Origin of the sequence: Amycolatopsis melonis, from assembly GCF_040064235.1 — a bacterium.
Classification (GTDB): domain Bacteria; phylum Actinomycetota; class Actinomycetes; order Mycobacteriales; family Pseudonocardiaceae; genus Amycolatopsis; species Amycolatopsis melonis.
In genome coordinates, this window is the sequence record NZ_JBDZYD010000003.1 from 383,043 (window position 1) to 403,579 (window position 20,537).

Sequence of the window (20,537 nt, forward strand, 5' to 3'; positions counted from 1 at the left end):
CCGCATTCTCGCCTGGCGATGTTGACGTAAACATTCGCGGCCCCTCGGACATCGGAGTTCGTATGAAGCGCACCCGCACTCGTACCTGGCTGCGCGCGGCCATGGCCGCGGCACTCACCGTGCCCCTGCTGGCCGTCCCGCACAGCGCCTCGGCAACGACCAACGACTTCCGCGGGGTCAACTGGGCGGACGCGCGCGACAACTACGTGGACGGGTGGGTCATCCCGACCGGCCTCACCGCCGGGGACAGCTACAGCACCGTGCGCGCCACGGCCGACGGCATCCTCGCCGGCTTCCGCGACAAGCTGGGCGCGAACACGGTGCGGCTGCCGATCAACCCGCAGAGCGTCAACTCCGACTGGTGGGCCCGGTACAAGGGCACCGCCGACTCGGCGCTGGCCCACGGCATGAAGGTCATCTTCGGCTACTGGGAAGCGAACAAGGACGGCCTCGTCGACGACCTGTCCGCATGGAACACCATGTGGGACAAGGTGACCAGCGACTACGGCGGCAACGGGAACGTCTACTTCGAACCGATGAACGAGCCGTTCGGCTACAGCCTGAACGACTGGGTTTCGCTCTGCTCGTCGTGGCTGTCGCGGCACTCGAACATCCCGCGCGGCCGGGTCCTGATCAGCGGGACGGGCTACAACGACAACGTCACCGGCGTCGGCGCGGCGAGCGCGTTGAACGGCACGCTGCTGTCCCTGCACTTCTACGGCTACTGGGCCAGCGACACGACCCGCTCGGCGTGGACGACGAACCTGAGCAACCGGCTCGGGTCGTACTCCTCGCGCACGATCATCGACGAGGCGGGCGCGCCGATGACGACCGGGCTGAACTATTCCGCGGGCCACCAGGACGGCAACAACTTCACGGCGTACTTCGCCGCCACGACGGATCTGACGCGCTCGCGGGGGATGGGGGTCGTTTACTGGCCCGGCCTGCGCTCCGGCGACACGTATTCGATCACCCGCCAGAGCGGCAGCGGCCTGGAGATCAACAACGCGACGGGCGTGGCCCAGCTGCGCTGGGGCTGGGGCCTGTAGGGCGCCGCCGCCGGTCCGGACTACCAGGCGCGGCCGAGGTCGGCGTGCTGCCGGATCCAGGCGTGCATGACGATCCCGGCCGCGACGCCCGCGTTGATCGAGCGGGTCGTGCCGAACTGGGCGATCGACACCACCAGCGAAGCCGCGTCCTGCGCTTCGCGGGAGAGCCCCGGGCCTTCCTGGCCGAAGAGCAGCACGCACTCGCGCGGGATTTCGGCCGTCTCGACCGGCTGCGACCCGGGGGTGTTGTCGACCGCGACGACGGCGAGGTTCCGCTCGGCGGCGAACGTGACCAGGCCGCCGATGTCGTCGTGGTGCCGCAGGTGCTGGTAGCGGTCGGTGACCATGGCGCCCCGGCGGTTCCACCGCCGCCGTCCGACGATGTGCACCTCGGCCGCGGCGAACGCGTTGGCCGTGCGGACCACGGTGCCGATGTTGTGGTCGTGCTGGAAGTTCTCGATGGCGACGTGGAACGGATGCCGCCGGCTGTCCACATCGGACACGATGGCTTCGCGGCGCCAGTACCGGTAGGCGTCGACGACGTTGCGGCGGTCGCCGTCGCGCAGCAGCTCGGGGTCGTACCGCTCGTCCTCGGGCCAGTCACCCGGCCACGGGCCGACGCCGACCTCTTCGCGGCTCACCCACTCGGTGGGTCCGGGCGATGTGCTCACCCGTCGATTGTCGTCTAACCGAGGTGGACGGGACGCGCGTGGGTTCCTTCGCCGTCGTGGCGGTGGCGCCACCGCTGGTACGCGCCGACGTAGGACAGCACCAGCAGGGTGAGCGCGAAGACGGCGATCACCGGCAGGAACGACCGCGGGAAGAGGGTGTCGTAGAAGTAGTAGGCGTTGAAGCCGCCGGGCAGGTCACCGAGGCCCTGCTGGTGGCGGAAGTGGTTCTCCAGCGCGGTGAGCGGGCACGGGATCGGCGTGACGTTGACCAGCACGCCCCAGAGCGCGAAGAAGACGTGGACGAAGACGACCTTCGGCCACCGCCAGGCCAGGAACCCGCCGAGCCCGATGAAGAGCAGGGCGCCGATGTGCAGCGTCACGGTCACGTCGGCCAGGAACTTCGCCACCACACGCCCCCTTCACCCAATCCCCCTACCAGCGACTTTACTCCGATGTCCGGATCAGGCCGCCCTCAAGAGTGCCCGGCTGTGTGATGTTTAACCCAGCAGAGCAACCTGTTCACCTGGGCGGTGACGGAGGTGTCACGCCGGGTGGAAATTCCGGGGGCCGTTTCCCGGGATACTGCGTCGGCTCCTCGTGTGGGTACTGGTCGGGAGCGCCATCCGGCTTCTTCCGGTTGGGATCCCGCGGCCGCCGCACCGGCCCGGGCGGCTCCGGCGGCTCGCGCGGTGGCTCCTCCATGACCTCGACGGTACGCCCGGGGCAGGCGCGCGGCGTCGGGTTTTCGCCCTCAGCCGAACGCGGCACCATCGAGATCGGTGACCACCAGCCGCAACCGGGCCTGCGCCCACCGCGTCCCCGCCAACACCGGCCGCACCGCCTCGGCCGCCTGGTCCAGCAGCGGCGGGATCGGCAGGCGGGTCGCGATCACGCGGACCTGGACCAGGTCCGGGCCGAGGTCCACGGCCAGGCCGGCCCAGTCGACCGGCAGCCACGTCGTCTCCGGGGACACCGGGGTCGCCGGGCGGAGGCCGTCCACCTTGCCGAGGGCGCCGACGATGCGGTCGGCGGCTTCCTTCGCCGTCATCGGGTCACCGGCTCGATGTCCAGGATCGACACCGATACCTCGTCGACGACCAGGCCGGTCTGCTCGGCCACGAACCGGGCGACCGAGCGCTGGACCGCGCGGCCCACCGCCGCGGCCTGGTCGGCCGCCGTCGTGACCAGGTCGATCTGGACGGTCAGCCTGCCGTCGGCCGTGCGGACGCGGACGCCGTCGGCCGGGGCCGGGTCGAGGCCCTTCCAGCGCTGCCGGGCCGCCCGCGTCCACGACGTCACCAGGCCGCGCACGCCCGGCTCGAGCCGCACGACACCCGGCGTGGTGAGGGCCGCCCGTGCCGCGACGCTGGCGATCACCGGATCGGCGACGACGTAGTCCACGCTCATTCCCGCGGCTCCCCGTAGACGTCTTCCACCCGCAGGTCGAGCCGCGCGAGCGTCAGGCCCACCCGGGCTGCGGCCGCCGCGGTCACCCGCTCCCGCACCTTCGCCAACGCTTCACCGCCCGTCGCGTTCCGCACGCTCACCGCGAGGGTGAGTTCGACGTCGACGACGCCTTCGCCGTCGGCACGCACCCGGCAGCGCCGCGCCCGCACGCCGTCGACCGTGTCCGCCGCGTACCGCAGCACCGCCGCCACCGCCTGCTCGCTGACCTCGACGTACCCGGACTCGGGCGTCGGCAGCCGCACCATCGAGCCGCGCCGCACCTCGGCCCGCACCGCCGACATGATCCGGCCGAACAGGTCCGGCGACGGCGCGTCGTCCTCCGCGGCCAGCTCCGCGGTCGCCTCCCGCAGCGCCAGCAGGCTCTCGCGCGCGGCGCGGCAGTGCGGGCAGGTCAGCTCGTGCTCGTCGGCCAGCCCGGCGCCGACCGCGTCGAGCCGCTCCCACACCTGCTCGACATCGCGCTCGCAGGGCAGCTCGTAGTCCGTCATCGCCATGGCTTCATCACCTCCGCCAGCTGGGCCCTGGCGCGCGCGATCCGGCCACGGACCGCGGTCGCGTTCGCGCCGACGATGTCGCCGATCTCCTCGTAGGACCGGCCGTGCACCTCGCGCAGCAGCCAGCAGGCCCGCTGCTCGGGAGTCAGCTGCGCCAGCGCCGCGGTCAACGCCGCGAGCTGGCCGCTCACCTGGGCGGCCCGCTCCGGCTGCAGGTCGGCACGCGGCGACTCGGCGGTGTCGAGGTCGACGTCGGCGACCGGCCGCCGCGCGCGGATGGCGTTGAGGCAGCGGTTCGTGGTGGCCCGGTAGAGCCAGCCGACGAACGCGGCGTCGTCACCGAGCTGGCCGAGCTTGCGCCAGGCGTTGAGGAACACTTCCTGCACGACGTCTTCGGCGTCGCCGCGGTGGGCGAGCATCTTCACCGCGAGCCGGAACATCGGCCCCTGGTAGCGCAGCACGAGCTGCTCGTACGCCCGGACGTCGCCGTCCCGCGCGCGGCCGACCAGGGTGACGTCGTCGAGCGGCGTAGTCGTCGTCACGGCACCTCCTCACCGGGAGGACACCGACGCGGGGAAATCGTCACGAAGCATTGTCGGTGACCGCGGTCACCGACGCCACTTCGTGCCGCGCTCAGTCGAGGCCGAGGTCGTCCTTGCCGAGGACGTACCGGTACTCCAGGCCTTCCTTCTCGATGGCCTCGCGTGCCCCGGTGTCGCGGTCGACGACCGTCGCGACGCCCACGACGTCCGCGCCCGCCTCGCGCAGGGCCGCCACCGCCATCAGGACGCTGCCGCCGGTCGTGGAGGTGTCCTCCACCGCCAGCACGCGCTGGCCGCGGACCTCCATGCCCTCGATGCGCCGCTGCATGCCGTGTTCCTTGGTCGACTTGCGGACCACGAACGCGTCCAGCACGACCCCGTCGTTCGCCGCCGAGTGCAGCATCGCCAGTGCGACCGGGTCGGCGCCGAGGGTCAGGCCGCCTGCCGCCACGTAGTCCCAGTCCGCGGTGAGCTGGCGCAGCAGCTTGCCGATCAGCGGCGCGGCCGCGTGGTGCAGCGTCGCCCGCCGGAGATCGATGTAGTAGTCGGCTTCCTTGCCGGACGCCAGTGTCACTTTTCCGTGCACCACGGAAAGATCGGTGACCAGCCTGGCCAGTTCGAGTTTCGCCGTTTGATCCAACCCGGGGTTCGCCACGGCCGAGAGTCTTACACACGGCCGGGTTCACGCACCGGCGGATGTGGCATCGGCCGCACGCCCGCGCGTCGCCGCCCAGGCCGGGACCAGGATCGCCACGAGCGAGAGCACGACGGCGATCGTCAGCACCACCAGGTAGATCGCGAGCGGCCCGGACGGCAGCACCGAGCCGGTCACCACGAGGCAGAACGGCACGATCGCGCCCGCGGCGACGGCCGTCCCGAGCAGCACCGCGATGGCCGCGATCAGCCCGCCCTCGACACCGGCCATGCGCAGCACCTGGCCGCGGGTGAACCCGCCCAGCCGTTGCAGCCCGAACTCCCGCCGCCGCTTCGCGGTGGCCATCACCAGCGTGTTCACCACGGAGATCACGGTGTAGGCGATGATCATCCCGACGAGCAGGTAGTTGACCCACGCGCCGATCTCGTTGCCCTTCGCGTGCGCCGCGATCAGCGCGTCGCGGTCGCCGACGAACACCGGCAGCCCGGCCGTCGCTTCGCGAAGGCGCGCAGTCAGCGTCGCCGCGTCGACGCCCGGAGCGGCGCGGACCAGCAGCTGCGGCGCGAGCCCGGCCGTCGTGTGCGGCGCCAGCAGCCCGGCGGGCAGCACGAGCCGTTCGAAGCCGGGCCGCTGGGCGACGACGGCGGCCACCCGCACGTCCACCGGCGTGCCGTCGCCGAGGCGCAGCGACAGCGTTTCGCCGACCTGGCGGCCGAGCTTCGCCGGCACCTCGACGGCGTTCCCGGTCAGCTCGCTGACGCCGAGCGCGGGCCAGCCGTCCTTGTCCTGGTTGCCGTCGAACGGCTTCTCGACGAACACCGTGCTGGTGACGTATTCGGAGGCCCCGGCGACGCCGGGGACGGCACGCACCCGCTCCCGCACCGACGGGTCGAGGCCGACCGGCGAGCCGACGACCGCGTCCGCGCGCAGGTCCTCGGTGTAGGCCTGGTTCGAGACGGCTTCCTGGGTCGTCTGCAGGTAGATGTTGGCGGTCGCGATGCCGACCGCGAGCATGATCGGGGTGACCGCGCCCGCCGTCCGCACCGCGCCGACGCGGGTGTTGAGCAGCGCGACCCGGCCGGTGACGCCGGTGATCGCGTGCACCGGCCAGCGCAGCAGTGCCGCCGTCACCTTGGTGACACCGGGGCTGATCGCGGCGAGGCCGAACGCCCACAGCATCACCGCCGGGCCCGCCGTGCTGGCCGCGACCGGGCCGGTCATCACGGCGACCGTGACGATCGCCAGTGCCGTGCCGCCCGCGAAGCACAGGATCGCGGTGATCAGCCGGATCGGCGTCAGCCAGCGCCGCTCGACGGCGGCCTCGGCGAGTGCCTCCGTCGGGCGGACCTTCGCCGCCCGCCGTCCCGCCACGAAGGAGGCGGCCACGACCGCCAGCAGCGACGCACCCGCGGCGACCGTCGCCGGGAGCCAGCCTTGGGCGAACCGCAGCACGTCCGGGACGACGTGGTGCGCGGCGAGCCGGCCGAACAGCCACTGCCCGAGCACCGGGCCGAGCGCCACCGCGCCGCCGACCGCGAGCACCCCGACGACGAGTGCCTCCCCGAGCACCATCCGCCGCAGCTGGCGCGGTGTCGTGCCGATCGCGCGCAGCAGCGCGAGTTCACGCTGGCGCTGCTGGGTCGACAGCGTGAGCGTGCCCGCGACGACGAACACCATGACCAGCACCGACAGCCCGCCCGAGACGGCGGCCAGCACGATCAGGTCCTCGCCGCTCTTGCCCGCTTCGGGGAATTCCAGGACGCCCCGGGCCACCCCGGTCGTCACGATCCCGGCGTCGCCGACGACCTTCGTCACCGCGGCGACGTCACCGCCGAAGACGCCGATGGTGTCGAAGCGGCCGGGGTGCCCGGACAGCCGCTCGGCGTCGGAAGCGGCGAAGAACACCGCCGCGTCCCGCATCGCCTGCGGTGCTTCGGCGATTCCCGAGACGCGGTACTGGCCGACGACGCCGTGTGCCGCGACCGGCAGTGTCGCGCCGACACCGATCCCGAGCCCGGCGTCGACGACGACCTCGCCCGGCTTCGGCGCTTCGCCCTTCACCGTGTACGGCGCCAGAACGGCGGACTCCCACGCGTGGCCGAGCACGCTCGCCGTGCCGATCTGGGCGGGGAAGCTGACTTCGCCGACCACCCGCGTCACACCGGGAACCGCGCGCAGCTGGTCGGCGAGGGACGCGTCGAGCCGGACGCGCTCGGGCAGCGTGGCGTTCTCGAACTTGTGCTTGTCCTCGGGGTCGAGGGTGGCCGGGTCGTCCTCAGGCAGCTTGAGGTTCTGCTGCCCGCCGACGACAACCGGGGCCGCGGCCAGCCGCTGCACTGGCGTCTCCGTACGGATTCCCGTTTCCATCAGGCCACCGCACGCCGACACGATCAGCGCGCCGAAGAACACCGCGACGAACGTCGCCAGGAAGCCGCCCTTGCGCAGGCGCAGGGTTCTCAGTGCCAGGCGGATCACGAGGCTCGCACCGCCATCCGCTCCCAGGCACCCAGGTGGGTCATCCGCTCGGCGACGGCCTCCGCGGTCGGCCGCGCGAGGTGGCCGGCGATCCGGCCGTCGGCGAGGAACACGACGGCGTCGGCGTAGGACGCGGCGACCGGGTCGTGCGTCACCATGATCACCGTCTGGCCCGACGACCGGACCGAATCACGCAGCAGCGCCAGCACGTCGGCGGCGGTGCGGGTGTCGAGCGCGCCGGTCGGCTCGTCGGCGAACAGCACCGCGGGCTTCGTGACCAGCGCACGCGCGATCGCGACACGCTGCTGCTGGCCGCCGGACAACTGGCCCGGCAGGTGCTTGCGACGCCCGTCGAGCCCGACGTGCGCGAGGATCCGCGCCACCAGCCGCCGGTCCGGGCGTTTCCCGGCCAGCTGCAGCGGCAGCACGACGTTCTGCTCGACCGTCAGCGCCGGCAGCAGGTTGAACGCCTGGAAGACGAACCCGACGCGGTCGCGCCGCAGCTTCGTCAGGTACGTCTCGCTCTTGCCGCCGAGGTCCTGCCCGTCGAGCACGACCCGGCCCGCCGTCGGCCGGTCGAGACCGGCCGCGCAGTGCAGGAACGTGCTCTTGCCCGAGCCGGAGGGCCCCATCACCGCGGTGAAACCGCCGCGCGGGAACGAGATCGAAACCCCGTCCAGCGCGGCCAGTTCGCCGTACTCCTTGCGTACGGCCTCCAGCCGGACTGCGTCGTTCGCCATGGGGACAACGCTAGGCAGCCGCGGCCTCCGGCACATTGCGGTGAACCGCAGTTCCGGGGTGAGGAAAACCCCACCCCCGATCAGGTACGGCCGCGGCCGCCGCTGATCCGGCGCAGCACCGCGCGCGGCAGCAGGCCGCCGATCGCGACGACGGCCTTGTACTGCAGGCTCGGCACCGAAATCACCTTGCCGCGGCGCAGGTCCGCGAGTGCTTCGGAGACCACCTGTTCGACACCCAGCCAGGCGAATTTCGGCCCGGGTTTGCCGATGCCGGCCCGTTCGTGGAACTCCGTCGCGGTGAACCCGGGGCACAGCGCCATCATCCGGATGCCCTTCGGCAGCGACGCGGCAATGCCTTCGGTGAACGACGTGACCCAGTTCTTGCTGGCCGTGTACGTCGAGCCGCGGCCGCTGAAGAACCCGGCGACGCTGCTGACCTGGATGACGTCACCGTGGCCGCGCTCGATCATGCCGGGCAGGACCGCACGGGTGAGCCGCAGGACCGCGGTGACGTTGACGTCGAGCTGACGCTGCAGCGCGTCCGGCGGGATGGTCCAGAAGTCGCCGTTCAGCCCGAATCCGGCGTTGTTGACGAGCAGGTCGACCGGGCCGGCGGCAAGCCGTTCCTCGACCGCCGCGCGTCCGTCCACTTCGGACAGATCGGCGGGCAGCACTTCCACGCCGACACCGTGGCGTTCCCGCAGTTCGGCGGCGAACGCCTCCAGCCGCGCGGTGTCACGGGCGACGAGCACCAGGTCGTACTTTTCGGCCGCGAGCGTGCGCGCGAACTGCGCGCCGATACCCGCGGTGGCTCCGGTGATCACGGCTGTGTGAGTCATGTGGGTGAACGATACCCGCTGGTCAGACCTCCGCGTGCGGTCGATCCGGCAGGGAAGTATCGTCCGGCGCATGGGTAAGCACAGCAGGCGCAAAAGCGGCTATCTGCCCAAGGTCGCCGCCGGCGCGGCGCCCGTCGCGCTGCTCTTCGCCGCGCCCGCGACCGCGCTGGCCACCCCGGCACCGCTGCCGGCCGAGCTGACCCTGCCGCTCGACCACCGCCACGACGGAACACTCGGCCGTGAGGTCTCGACCTCCGGCGACGACGGGTCGGCGGTGACGCGCGAGACCGTCACCGCGACCCGCCACGACTTCGTGGCGAAGGAAGTCGCCGGCGCGGTGCTCGCCAACGACCTCACCGAGTCCGCGATCGTCCACCGCGAGGAGCGGCAGACGGCGGCCTCGACCGCGGCACAGGAGAGCGAGTCGCTCGTCCGCTCCGGCCAGCACCGCCTGCGGCTCGGCGACGTCCGCGCGGTCACCGCGAACCACCAGCAGCTCGGCCAGGGTGCCGCGCGCGAGGTGTCCCTGACGCCGCCGGCGGGCAGTACCGGCCACCGGATCGGCGCCGGCGAAGGCACGGCACACGGAATCTGGCTGGCCGACGGCGTCGACGTGCTGAGCCAGAACACCGAGCAGCTCGACACCGGCCTGCGCGGCACCATCTCCGGCGACCTCCTGAGCGCGGTCTCCGCCCGCCGCTCGTCCGGCCAGGCCATCGACCTCGGCAGGCTCGGCGCCCTCGGCACGTCGTCCGAGCAGCAGGTGACCGGCCAGTTCGCGGGCGTACTCGACGTGACACAGAAGCACGAGGCGGGCGGTCAGCTCGGGCCCGCGTCGGGCTGGCTGAAGACAACGCAGGCGTACGGCCCGGCGGGCCCGGCGGGTTCGATCCGCGGCGACCTCGCCGCCGACCACGTGGTGCACGCCGAAGGCGGCGCGACGACGTCGGTCCGCGGCACGCTCGACCGGTCGCTGTCGGTCAGCGTGCTCGACCAGCCCGCGCTCGGCCTCTAGCGCTCCGACGTCCTCCGGACGTCAACCGGGCTTTCAGCTCTCGGTCTGCTGCGGCGGTTCCGGCTCGGCAGGCTGCTGCACCGGCGTCCCCGCGGCCGGAGTACCCGGCGTCGGGATGGGCGCGCTCGCCTGGTGGCGGCCCGCGTCGTAGTCCTCGTCGAACGGGTCGACGATGTCCGCGATCTCGCCGAGGTCGCGCAGCAGGCGCTCCAGCCGCGACGGCCCCGCGGTCGGGACGACGCTTGCGAGCACCCACTCGTTCTCCAGCCAGGCCACGCCGACGTCGCCGCCGAGCTGGTCCGCGGCGTCGACGAGCTCCTGGGTGATGACCACGCGGGCACCTTCGGCGTCGTCGGCGAAGGCGTAGCGCGCGCCGATCGGGCCGAGCATCTCCGGCATGTCGGCGCGCTGGAACGGCACGCTGGACAGCCACATCTCGATCGGGATCCGGTGCTTCTTGTTGCAGCGCACGGCGACCACGACCGCGGGGATCTGCCCCTCGGACTCGATGTCGAAGATGAACACCGGGCGGCGGCCGTCGGAGGTGAAGGTCGAGCCCGCGACGACGTTCACCGCCGCGTCCGCGCCGAAGTAGCCGATCGCGCCGCCGGACCACTGCTGCGGGAGCCGCTCGTCCTCCTCGACGAACTGCCAGCCGCGCAGCTGCGCCCAGCGCATTCGCTCACGGTTGCGCGAGCCCTCCTTGGCCCGGTCGGCCGCGAGCAAGCCGAGCCCCGCGACCAGCGCGACGGCGGCGATGACGAACCAGATCCACGCCGGAATACCCACGACGGCCAGGGTATCGCCTGCTACGCCGAAGAGATGATCGCCGGCGCCCGTGTCGCCGGGCCCATTCGGGCCATTTCGGGCACCCGGAGTCGACAAATCGCCACTTTGGACTCCCCGGACGCCGTGAATGCCACATTGACGGACTTGAAGTCCCTCGATGTGGCATTCACGGACTTGCAGGTCAGACCCGGGTGACCGTCAGGGCGTCGCCCGCTTCCAGGTCCGGGATGTCGACGCGCACGGTGTCGCCGTCCCGGATCTCGCCCGACAGCAGCTCCTTCGCCAGCTTGTCGCCGATCGCCGACTGGACCAGCCGCCGCAGCGGACGGGCGCCGTAGATCGGGTCGAAGCCGTTGAGCGCGAGCCACTCGCGGGCCCCGTCGGTGACCTCCAGGTGCAGCCGCCGCTGCGCGAGCCGCTTGGCGAGCCGCGCGACCTGGATGTCCACAATGGACGTCAGCTGCTCGGTGCCGAGCGAGTGGAACACGACGATGTCGTCGAGCCGGTTGAGGAACTCCGGCTTGAACTGCCGCTGGACCACCTCGAGCACCGCGTCGCGCCGCTGCCGCTCGTCCAGCGTCGGGTCGGCGATGGCCTGCGAGCCGAGGTTCGAGGTCAGGATCAGGATGGTGTTGCGGAAGTCCACCGTCCGGCCCTGCCCGTCGGTCAGCCGCCCGTCGTCGAGGACCTGCAGCAGCACGTCGAAGACGTCCGGGTGGGCCTTCTCCACCTCGTCGAGCAGCACCACCGAGTACGGCCGCCGCCGGACGGCCTCGGTGAGCTGGCCGCCCTGGTCGTAGCCGACGTACCCCGGCGGGGCACCGACCAGCCGCGCCACCGAGTGCTTCTCGGCGTACTCGCTCATGTCGATGCGCTGCATCGCGCGCTCGTCGTCGAACAGGAACTCCGCCAGCGCCTTGGCCAGCTCGGTCTTGCCGACGCCGGTCGGGCCGAGGAACAGGAACGAGCCGGTCGGCCGGTCGGGGTCGGCGACGCCCGCCCGCGCGCGGCGCACCGCGTCCGCGACCACCTGCACGGCCTCGGCCTGCCCGATGACCCGCTTGGTCAGCTCCTCCTCCATCCGCAGCAGCTTGCCGGTCTCGCCCTCCAGCAGCCGTCCCGCCGGGATGCCGGTCCACGCGCTGACCACGTCCGCGACGTCGTCCGCGCCGACCTCCTCCTTGAGCATGACGTTCTGCTGGCTGGCTTCGTTCGCCGCAGTGGCCGCTTCGAACTCCTTCTCCAGCGCGGGGATCCGGCCGTAGCGCAGCTCGGCGGCCTTGCCGAGGTCGCCGTCGCGCTCGGCGCGCTCGGACTCGCCGCGCAGCTGCTCCAGCTGCTCCTTGAGTTCGCGGACGCGCTCGATGGAGCCCTTCTCGTTCTGCCAGCGCGCGGTGAGCGCGGTCAGCGTCTCGCGCTTTTCGGCCAGCTCGGCGCGCAGGGCGGCGAGGCGCTCCTTCGACGCGCAGTCCTCCTCCTTCGCCAGCGCCATCTCCTCGATCTCCATGCGGCGCACGGCGCGCTCGACCTCGTCGATCTCCACCGGCCGCGAGTCGATCTCCATGCGCAGCTTCGACGCGGCCTCGTCGACCAGGTCGATGGCCTTGTCCGGCAGGAAGCGCGCGGTGATGTACCGGTCGGACAGCGTCGCGGCGGCGACCAGCGCGGCGTCGGTGATCCGGACACCGTGGTGGACCTCGTAGCGCTCCTTCAGCCCGCGCAGGATCGCGATCGTGTCCTCCGGCGACGGCTCGCCGACGAGCACCTGCTGGAAGCGCCGCTCCAGTGCGGCGTCCTTCTCGATGTGCTGGCGGTACTCGTCGAGCGTGGTCGCGCCGACCATCCGCAGCTCGCCGCGGGCGAGCATCGGCTTGATCATGTTGCCCGCGTCCATCGCGCCGCCCTCGCCGGTGGCGCCCGCGCCGACGATCGTGTGCAGCTCGTCGATGAAGGTGATGACCTCGCCCGCGGAGTCGGTGATTTCCTTGAGCACGGCCTTCAGCCGCTCCTCGAACTCGCCGCGGTACTTCGCGCCGGCCACCATCGACCCGAGGTCGAGGGCGACGACACGCTTGCCGCGCAGCGACTCCGGCACGTCGCCGGCGACGATGCGCTGGGCCAGTCCTTCGACGATGGCCGTCTTGCCGACGCCCGGCTCGCCGATCAGGACCGGGTTGTTCTTGGTGCGCCGCGACAGCACCTGCACAACGCGGCGGATCTCGGTGTCCCGGCCGATGACCGGGTCGAGGTCGCCGTTGCGGGCGCGCGCGGTGAGGTCGACGCCGTACTTCTCGAGCGCCTTGAACGTGCTCTCCGGGTCGGGGCTGGTGATCCGCGCGGAGCCGCGGACCTTGGCGAACGCCTCCTGCAGCGCGTCCGGGGTCGCGCCGTGCCGCTTGAGCAGGTCGGCGACCTGCCCGCCTTCGGTGGCGAGCCCGACGAGCAGGTGCTCGGTCGAGACGTACTCGTCCCCCAGCTCGGTGGCGAGCTTCTGCGCGCGCGTGAGCGACTTGACGGCGAAGGTGTCGAACTGCGGGCTCGACACGGTCGCGCCGGTCGCCGACGGCAGGGCCGCGATGAGCGGCTCCAGCTCCTTGTGCACCACCTCCGGGTCGGCCCCGACCGCGGTCAGCAGCGGCGCGGTGAGCCCCTCACCCTGCGCCAGCAGGGCGCCCAGCAGGTGGGCGGCCGACACGTGCGGGTTGCCCGCCATCGTGGCCGCCTGCGCCGCCGACGAGATCGCCTGCTGGGTCTTCGTGGTCGGGTTGAAAGCGTCCATCCCTCACCTCATGCTCGGTACTACAGAAAGTCCAGGTGACGGGCGTGTCCGCGACCCGTCACTTCCTCTAACGCACGAAAACTTGAGTCTGTTCCGCTCAACTTCGACCGGGGGCGACGGCGCTCGCCGGCAGCCGCGAGCCGAGCGGGCCGAGCCCGGCCACGGCGAGACACGCACACGTCCCGACCACCACCCAGGGTAACCAGTCGGCGACCGCGAACAAGGCCACCACGGCGGGCGCGAGCACCTGCGCCACGGTGAACGCGTACTGGTACGCGGCCAGATAACGACCGCGGGCGACCGGAGGTGCCGCGGCCTCCGCCAGCGCGCCCGACCGCGGCCCGAAGACGAGGTCGCCCGCGGCGAACACCAGCGTCGACACCAGCAGGTAGACCACGCGCCAGTCATCGGGCACCAGCAGCACGCCGGCGCTGACCAGGCACCACGCGGCGAACAACGCCGAGCCTGCCCGCATCGCGGCGATCCGGGTCAGCCGCGCGGTCAGCCGCAGCGCGAAGGTGCCGCCGACGGCGGTCAGCACGGTCAGCAGGGCGACGATCACCCCCGGCAGCCACTCCGGCCCGTGCAGCCGGTCGAGCACGAACACCGGCAGGCCGATCAGGAAGAAGTCCAGTGAAAGCCCGAACAGCCCGCTGAACAGGATCAGCGTCAGGTACGGCCGGTCACGCAGCACCCGGGCGGACCCCTCGCCGTGCCGGTGGCGCGGCCGGGCCAGGTGGACGAACAGGCCCAGGATCACCGCGGCCGCGAAGAACGTCACGGCGTCCAGGACGAGCGCGATCCGGTAGCCGGCGGCACCGAGCGAGGCCAGCAGCGCACCCCCGGCGAGCCCGCCGAGCCCGAAGCAGCCCGCCCGCACCATGCCCGCCTCGGCGAACGGCCGGTCCTTGGGGACGTCGCCCGCGACGTCCGCGATGAGCGTGAACAGGCAGCTGTAGAAGAGCTGCTGCCCGGCGGCGAGCAGGATCGCCGCGGCGACGACCGGGCCCGCGCCGTCGGCGACGAGGTAGGCGCTGACCCCGACGGCCTGCAGCAGCTGGGCGCCGATCACCACCGCGCGCGGTCCCACGCTGTCGACGAGCCGTCCGGCCAGCGGCGGCACGGCGAGGCCGGCGACGGTACCGAAGGTGACGGCGGTGCCCGCCACCGCCAGCGGCACGCCGACCACTTCCGTCACGTAGACCAGCGCCAGCGGGAGGAACAGACCCGAGCCGAAGTTGTCGATCCCCAGCGCGCACAGCAGCGCGATCCGGCTCCGCGTCATCCCGCCGACGTTAACCCTGACGGCAGGCGGGAAGTCAGGACCGATCGGACACAATCCGGCAGGCAGAAGAACACTGCGGGTGTGACCTCGTCCCGGTTACTTCCCGGCGAGACAGGCGTCGCTGCCGAGTGCGCGGCGGAGGGCGGCGTTCATCTCGGCGAGCCGCTCGATGAGGTCGGTGACGCGCTGGTCGTCCCAGTCGCCGAGCGCCTCTTCCATGAACGCGAGGTAGTTGGCGCGCCAGCGGGCCAACTCGGAACGGCCCTTCTCCGACACGCTCACCAGGGACGCCCGGCCGTCCTCGGGTGCCGGACGGCGGTCGACCAGCCCGGCGGCGGCGAGCTGGGCGATCTGCCTGCTCACCACCGACAGGTCGACGAACCGGCGTTTCGCCAGCTCGGACGGCCGGGCCTCGCCGTGCTTGGCCAGGTCCGACAGCAGCATGGCGGCCGCCGGGTGCAGCCCCGGCTCGCTCTGCCACGCTTGCATGATCCAGGCGTGCTGCAGCTGGGAAGCGGTCTTCAGCTCACGCATGAGCTCGACCCGGACGTCGTCGGTGTCGTCGGAGCCCATCCGAACCTCCCTTAGTTGTGCCATACAAGTTTATTGCCGGACGCTTGCCGAGGGCAACCATCGGGCCGGTGAGGTCCCCCACGCGTAATACACCCGGTCGGAGCAACAATGCGGGCAATAGGCTGTCCGCCGGTTACCCTGCGGACGAGCCGCGCGCGCGGCGCGTTCGAGTGACGAGGTGGATGCAGTGGCGATGGACCCAGGAGGCGGCTGTGTGCGGAACCGCCGTCCCCGCGCCCGGACCGGCGGGGCATGATCGGGTGCCACCGGCCAACCGTCCCCGACCCGTGACCCCGTACCCATGACAGCCGACTCGGTCAGCCCGCTCCCCCGATCCTCGGCCCCGCGCGAAACCCCCGCGGCCGTCGTCGCGATGGTCCGGCTCATCCGGGACAGCTGGGCCAAGTCGGAGCCGTACATCGCGGACATCTCGCAGTTCTTCTACGGGATGCTGTTCACCCTCGCCCCGACCACGCGCGACTTCTTCCCGATCAACATGGAGATCCAGCGCGGCAGGCTGGTGCGCGCGCTGGTGCACATCGTGCAGATGGTCGACCGGCCGGACGACCTCGCTCCGTTCCTGCGCCAGCTCGGGCGCGACCACCGCAAGTTCGGCGTGGTGCCCCGGCACTACGAAGCGGTCGGCACCGCGCTGCTGGCGTCACTGAAGAACCACCTCGGCCCGGAGTGGACGCCCGAGGTCGAGCGGGCATGGGCCGAGGCGTTCACCATCGTCGCGCGGGCCATGCAGGACGCGGCCGCGGCCGACCAGAACCCGCCGTCGTGGCAGGCGACCGTGGTCGAGCACCGGCGGCTGACCTGGGACCTCGCCCTCGTCCGGCTGCTGCCCGACCAGCCGGTGCCGTACCTGCCCGGCCAGTACATCAGCGTCGAAGTCCCGCAGCGGCCGCGGCTGTGGCGCTACCTCTCGCCGGCGAACGCGCCCCGCGAGGACGGCGGCATGGAGTTCCACGTCCGCGCGGTCGACGGCGGGTGGGTGTCCCGCGCCATCGTCAGCCACACCCAGCCCGGCGACGTCTGGCGGCTCGGCCCGCCGCTGGGCCGGATGACGGTCGACCGGGAGACCTCGCGCGGCGTGCTGATGGTCGCCGGCGGCACGGGCATCGCGCCGCTGAGCGCGATCCTCGACCACCTCGCGCTGTGGGGCGAGAACCCGAAGACGCACCTGTTCTACGGCGGGCCGACCCGCGAGGACCTCTACGACCTCGACGCGCTGCGCGCGCTCGCGGCGGTGAACCCGTGGCTGACGATCACGCCCGTGGTCGAGCGCGGCGGCGACGTCCCGGGCTTCGAGCAGGGCACGCTGGCCGAAGCGGTCACGCGGTACGGGGCCTGGCCCGGCCACGACATTCTCGTGTCGGGCTCGCCGGCGATGATCCGCGCGACGGTGTCGCGGATGCTGGTCGCGGGCAGCGCACTGGACCAGATCCAGTACGACCCGTTCACCATCGATTAATCGCGTTTCCTGATCATTTTCACGCACCGCCAGATCGGGTTGACGGCGCGTGGTGAAATTGCTCCGATCGAGCGGAACGCGCGGAATCACGCGCATCTGCACGGGAATGCGCCTACAGTCGGGAACCCTCGGGGGCGGCATCGCGACAGCGACGCCGCGTGGGCGGCGCAAAAAACTTTTGCACGACTGGAGATCACCGTTCCCGATGAGAGCTGAATTCGTGAAGATCTCAGCCATGCCCGATCCGCTTCCCGTTTCCGCCGTGGAAGGTCGCGAGCTGGCACGGTTGATTCGTGAAAGCTTTGCGGCGATCGAGCCGAAAGCCGATGAACTGGCGCAGTACTTCTACGGCGCATTGTTCGTCGTCGCCCCCGACTGCCGCGACCTGTTCCCGGTCACCATGGCGGCCCAGCGGAGCAGGCTGCTGCGCGCGATCGTGTACGTCGTGCAGATGGTGGACCGGCCCGACGAGCTGGCCACCTTCCTCGCGCAGCTGGGCCGCGACCACCGCAAGTTCGGCGTCGTCGCCCGCCACTACGACGCCGTCGGCGTCGCGCTGATCGCGGCGCTCAAACGGTTCCTCAAGGAGAAGTGGACACCCGAGGTGGCGTCGGCGTGGACCGCGGCGTACGGGCTCATCGCCAAGACCATGCGCGAGGCCGCCCAGGCGGAGGCCGGGCCGGCGACGTGGGCGGCGACCGTGCTGGAACACCGCAGGCTCACCCGCGACGTCGCGCTGGTGAAGGTGCGCACCGAGGGTCTCCTGCCGTACCGCGCCGGCGCGTACGTCAGCGTGGAAGTGCCGCAGCGGCCCCGGTTCTGGCGGTACCTGTCCCCGGCGAACGCACCCCGCGGCGACGGCCTGCTGACGTTCCACGTGCGCGCGGTGCCCGGCGGCTGGGTCAGCGGGAGCATCGTCAGCCACACCAAGCCCGGTGACGTCTGGCGGCTCGGGCCGCCGATGGGCGTGCTGACCGTGCGGCCCGCCACCACGAACCGGCTGCTGATGATCGGCGGCGGCACCGGGATCACGCCGCTGCTGGCCATTCTCGACGACCTGTCCCGCTGGAAGCGCAACCCGCCGGTGCACCTGTTCTTCGGTGGCCGAAGACCGGAGGACCTGTACGCGCTGCACGACCTGCGGCGGATGGCCGCGACGTGCCGGTGGCTGACGGTCACCCCGGTCACCGAGGAGGGCGCGCTCGCGGGCGGCGACCGCGGAACGCTCGCGCACGCGGTGACCCAGCGCGGGTCGTGGGAGAACCACGACGTGCTGGTGTCCGGGTCGCCGTCGATGATCCAGGCGACCATCGCGAAGCTGCTGGCGAGCGGGATCGACCTGGAGCGGATCTCCTACGACCCGTTCACGCTGGACTGACCGGCCGTCCCGACCATCGCACTGGGCCGGGCGGCGCAGTGAAACCGCCGAATGGCGGTAGTTCGTTGACCGTTGTGCCGGAATCGCCTTATGGTCTAGACCACATCTTGTGCTCGTTCGTCCTCCCCTCCCGGAACGACGCTGTTCCCCTTCGAGGAGCCGAAATGACCTGGAACAGGAAGCTCTTCGCGGCCGCGGCCGGTGTCCTGCTGGCGCCGGTGCTGGTCGTCGTCCTCCCCGCCGGCACCGCGAGTGCCCACGGTTACGTGTCCGACCCGCCGAGCAGGCAGGCCAACTGCGCGGCGGGCAAGGTCCCCGACTGCGGCAGCATTGTGTACGAACCCCAGAGCGTCGAGGGCCCGAAAGGGCTGCGCAGCTGCGACGGCGGCAACGCCCAGTTCTCGCAGCTGTCCGACGAGTCGAAGCCGTGGCCTGCCAAGGCGGTCGGCACGACGGTGACGTTCAACTGGGTGTTCACCGCCCGGCACGCGACGAAGAACTACGAGTACTACGTCGGCGGCAACCTGGTGGCGTCGTTCAGCGGCAACAACCAGCAGCCGCCGCCGACGGTGTCGCACACGGTGAACCTGGCCGGGTATTCGGGCCGCGTGAAGGTGCTGGCGATCTGGAACATTTCCGACACGGCCAACGCGTTCTACAGCTGCGTCGACCTCCAGATCGGCGGAAGCACCCCACCACCGACGACGACCACCCCGCCACCCACCACGACGACCCGGCCCCCGACGACCACGTCCACGCCGCCGTCGAGCGGAACCTGGTCCCCTGGCACGGCGTACCAGGCAGGCGACGTGGTGACGTACGGCGGCGCGAGCTACCGCTGCCTCCAGGCCCACACGGCAATCGCGGGCTGGGAGCCCCCGAACACCCCGGCCCTCTGGCAGCGCCAGTGAGAAGGTGGCCGGCGGCGGGGGGGGGGGGGGGGGGGGGGGGGGCGCCGCCCCCCCCCCCCCCCCCCCCCCCCCGCCCCGGGGGCGGCCCGGGTGTGTGGGGGGGGGGGGGGGTTGGGGGGGGGGGTCCGGGCAGCCCCCCCCCCCCCGCCCCCACCGGAGTACAACGCGGCCGACGTGATGTTCCTGCAGATGCTGATCCCCCAGAACGAGCAGGGCATCGAGATCGCCCACCTGGCGGCGAACCGCAACCTGGAAGCCGAGCTGAAGAAACTGGCGGCGGCGATCGAGGTGACCCAGCGGACCGAGACCGCCGACATGAGGAGCTGGCTGCGGGCCTGGAACCAGCCGGAGACAACGAACGCCCACGCAGGTCACGCTGGCCACGGCGCGTCTCCGGACGCGGTCGCGGCGTTGAGGACGGCCCCGGACGCGGAGTTCCCCCGCAGGTTCCTGGACGTCCTGACAGGCCAGCAGCAAGGAGCGGCCGAGCTGGCCCGCACGGAGAACGGCCCGAACGGAGGAGTCAACGCCCAGGCCCGCGACCTGGCCCGCCGGGTAGTCGAGTCCCGGACGGCCGAGGTGCGGCAGCTGCTGAATTTCAAGACGTGACCCGCGGCGCGGGGCCGCGAGCAGCCGGGAGGAGTTGCTCGCGGCCGAGCCGTTCCGGTCTGTCGTCCGGCCGCTCGCGGGACCTCGCGGTCACCCACTTGGGGCTCGCCGGTCCGGCCGGTCTGCCGCCCGGCAGGCTCTCGCGGTTACCGGCTCGGGGCTGGCCGGTCTACCCGCCCGGCCGCCCGCCAGACCTCGCGATCACCAGCCCGAAGCGCGCCAGTCCGGCGCCCGGTCGGCGAGTTCTCCGGTTCGGCGGCCGGGTACCGGGCGGCCGCCGCCGGATGCTCGCGTCCCCCACCTCCTCCGATGGGCGAAGGCCTCCCCGGTCACCCGGGGAGGCCTTCGGCTGCTGCTGGGGTCAGCGGCGCTTGGGGCGCCAGACCACCATCGCCGTCTGCTGGTTGAGCGGGACGAGGTCGCGGCGGTAGGACGCGTGCGCCGCCGCCGCGGCCTGCTCGGCCGCCGCGTAGGCCGCCGCCAGTTCCTCGGTCAGCTCGGCGACCCGGGCACGGAGCGCGTCGACCTGGTTCTCCAGCTCGATGATGCGCTTGATCCCGGCCAGGTTCACACCGTCCTCTTGGGACAGTCGCTGGACCTCGCGCAGCAACGCGATGTCCCGCATCGAGTAGCGCCGTCCGCCGCCGGGGGTGCGGCCCGGGGACACCAGGCCCTGCCGGTCGTAGGTCCGCAAGGTCTGCGCGTGCATCCCGGCGAGCTGGGCCGCCACCGAGATGACGAACACCGGGGTTTCCTCGTCGCCTTCCGGGGGTTTCCCGCCGAACATCA

Annotated in this window: 21 protein-coding genes; 6 read left to right on the plus strand and 15 right to left on the minus strand. The window is 71.9% G+C overall.

Features of this window, described 5'->3' with window-relative positions:
* The first annotated feature begins 62 nt into the window (after positions 1-62).
* Positions 63-1,049, plus strand: a complete 987-nt coding sequence (locus tag ABJI51_RS09755; RefSeq protein WP_348949351.1) for a cellulase family glycosylhydrolase — start codon at positions 63-65, stop codon at positions 1,047-1,049.
* Positions 1,050-1,069: 20 nt separating this feature from the next.
* On the opposite strand, the gene ABJI51_RS09760 is transcribed toward ABJI51_RS09755, so the two are convergent.
* From ABJI51_RS09760 to ABJI51_RS09805, 10 genes are all read right to left on the minus strand, one after another.
* The gene (locus ABJI51_RS09760) at positions 1,070-1,720 is read right to left on the minus strand and encodes a TrmH family RNA methyltransferase (protein ID WP_348949353.1); all 651 of its coding nucleotides are present in this window, start codon (positions 1,718-1,720) and stop codon (positions 1,070-1,072) included.
* Between the two features lie 14 nt (positions 1,721-1,734).
* Positions 1,735-2,127, minus strand: a complete 393-nt coding sequence (locus ABJI51_RS09765) for a DUF2784 domain-containing protein (RefSeq protein ID WP_348949355.1) — start codon at positions 2,125-2,127, stop codon at positions 1,735-1,737.
* A 344-nt stretch (positions 2,128-2,471) separates the two neighbouring features.
* Positions 2,472-2,768: a hypothetical protein gene (locus ABJI51_RS09770; RefSeq protein WP_348949357.1), complete on the minus strand. Its 297-nt coding sequence runs from the start codon at positions 2,766-2,768 to the stop codon at positions 2,472-2,474.
* The gene (locus ABJI51_RS09775; protein WP_348949359.1) at positions 2,765-3,127 is read right to left on the minus strand and encodes an Asp23/Gls24 family envelope stress response protein; all 363 of its coding nucleotides are present in this window, start codon (positions 3,125-3,127) and stop codon (positions 2,765-2,767) included. Before ABJI51_RS09775 ends, ABJI51_RS09770 begins: the two co-directional genes overlap by 4 nt.
* Complete coding sequence (locus ABJI51_RS09780) at positions 3,124-3,681, minus strand: Asp23/Gls24 family envelope stress response protein (protein WP_348949361.1); 558 nt, start codon at positions 3,679-3,681, stop codon at positions 3,124-3,126. The genes ABJI51_RS09775 and ABJI51_RS09780 overlap by 4 nt, the downstream gene beginning before the upstream one ends.
* Positions 3,672-4,223 (minus strand): RNA polymerase sigma factor, encoded by a 552-nt coding sequence (locus ABJI51_RS09785; RefSeq protein ID WP_348949363.1) that lies wholly within the window; start codon positions 4,221-4,223, stop codon positions 3,672-3,674. The genes ABJI51_RS09780 and ABJI51_RS09785 overlap by 10 nt, the downstream gene beginning before the upstream one ends.
* Before the next feature lie 91 nt (positions 4,224-4,314).
* Positions 4,315-4,878 (minus strand): orotate phosphoribosyltransferase, encoded by a 564-nt coding sequence (gene pyrE, locus ABJI51_RS09790; RefSeq protein ID WP_348949365.1) that lies wholly within the window; start codon positions 4,876-4,878, stop codon positions 4,315-4,317.
* 27 nt (positions 4,879-4,905) lie between these two features.
* Positions 4,906-7,353: an ABC transporter permease gene (locus tag ABJI51_RS09795; RefSeq protein WP_348949367.1), complete on the minus strand. Its 2,448-nt coding sequence runs from the start codon at positions 7,351-7,353 to the stop codon at positions 4,906-4,908.
* Positions 7,350-8,093, minus strand: a complete 744-nt coding sequence (locus ABJI51_RS09800; protein ID WP_348949368.1) for an ABC transporter ATP-binding protein — start codon at positions 8,091-8,093, stop codon at positions 7,350-7,352. The genes ABJI51_RS09795 and ABJI51_RS09800 overlap by 4 nt, the downstream gene beginning before the upstream one ends.
* 80 nt (positions 8,094-8,173) lie before the next feature.
* The gene (locus ABJI51_RS09805) at positions 8,174-8,932 is read right to left on the minus strand and encodes an SDR family NAD(P)-dependent oxidoreductase (RefSeq protein ID WP_348949370.1); all 759 of its coding nucleotides are present in this window, start codon (positions 8,930-8,932) and stop codon (positions 8,174-8,176) included.
* A 70-nt stretch (positions 8,933-9,002) separates the two neighbouring features.
* Here ABJI51_RS09805 and ABJI51_RS09810 point away from each other — a divergent pair, with 70 nt between their 5' ends.
* Entirely contained in the window at positions 9,003-9,947 is a 945-nt protein-coding gene (locus tag ABJI51_RS09810; RefSeq protein WP_348949372.1) for a hypothetical protein, read from the plus strand.
* 33 nt (positions 9,948-9,980) lie between these two features.
* Here ABJI51_RS09810 and ABJI51_RS09815 read toward each other — a convergent pair whose 3' ends face one another.
* From ABJI51_RS09815 to ABJI51_RS09830, 4 genes are all read right to left on the minus strand, one after another.
* Positions 9,981-10,736 carry a type III secretion system chaperone family protein gene (locus tag ABJI51_RS09815; RefSeq protein WP_348949374.1) on the minus strand — a complete coding sequence of 252 codons (756 nt, stop codon included), beginning with the start codon at positions 10,734-10,736 and terminating at the stop codon, positions 9,981-9,983.
* A gap of 181 nt (positions 10,737-10,917) precedes the next feature.
* Positions 10,918-13,515, minus strand: a complete 2,598-nt coding sequence (gene clpB, locus ABJI51_RS09820; protein WP_348949376.1) for an ATP-dependent chaperone ClpB — start codon at positions 13,513-13,515, stop codon at positions 10,918-10,920.
* Between the two features lie 97 nt (positions 13,516-13,612).
* A complete protein-coding gene (locus ABJI51_RS09825; RefSeq protein WP_348949378.1) occupies positions 13,613-14,800 on the minus strand; it encodes an MFS transporter in 1,188 nt (395 codons plus the stop codon).
* 96 nt (positions 14,801-14,896) lie between these two features.
* Positions 14,897-15,373 carry a MarR family winged helix-turn-helix transcriptional regulator gene (locus tag ABJI51_RS09830; RefSeq protein ID WP_348949380.1) on the minus strand — a complete coding sequence of 159 codons (477 nt, stop codon included), beginning with the start codon at positions 15,371-15,373 and terminating at the stop codon, positions 14,897-14,899.
* A 301-nt stretch (positions 15,374-15,674) separates the two neighbouring features.
* Here ABJI51_RS09830 and ABJI51_RS09835 point away from each other — a divergent pair, with 301 nt between their 5' ends.
* From ABJI51_RS09835 to ABJI51_RS09850, 4 genes are all read left to right on the plus strand, one after another.
* Positions 15,675-16,850 (plus strand): globin domain-containing protein, encoded by a 1,176-nt coding sequence (locus tag ABJI51_RS09835; protein WP_348949382.1) that lies wholly within the window; start codon positions 15,675-15,677, stop codon positions 16,848-16,850.
* A gap of 235 nt (positions 16,851-17,085) precedes the next feature.
* The gene (locus ABJI51_RS09840) at positions 17,086-18,228 is read left to right on the plus strand and encodes a globin domain-containing protein (RefSeq protein ID WP_431605589.1); all 1,143 of its coding nucleotides are present in this window, start codon (positions 17,086-17,088) and stop codon (positions 18,226-18,228) included.
* A 164-nt stretch (positions 18,229-18,392) separates the two neighbouring features.
* Positions 18,393-19,139 carry a lytic polysaccharide monooxygenase gene (locus ABJI51_RS09845; protein ID WP_348949383.1) on the plus strand — a complete coding sequence of 249 codons (747 nt, stop codon included), beginning with the start codon at positions 18,393-18,395 and terminating at the stop codon, positions 19,137-19,139.
* Between the two features lie 90 nt (positions 19,140-19,229).
* On the plus strand, positions 19,230-19,748 hold the full coding sequence (locus tag ABJI51_RS09850; protein ID WP_348949385.1) for a DUF305 domain-containing protein: 519 nt from the start codon (positions 19,230-19,232) through the stop codon (positions 19,746-19,748).
* Positions 19,749-20,109: 361 nt separating this feature from the next.
* Here the strand turns inward: ABJI51_RS09850 and ABJI51_RS09855 are convergent, their stop codons facing one another.
* Positions 20,110-20,535 carry a heat shock protein transcriptional repressor HspR gene (locus ABJI51_RS09855; RefSeq protein WP_348949803.1) on the minus strand — a complete coding sequence of 142 codons (426 nt, stop codon included), beginning with the start codon at positions 20,533-20,535 and terminating at the stop codon, positions 20,110-20,112.
* Positions 20,536-20,537: the final 2 nt, after the last annotated feature.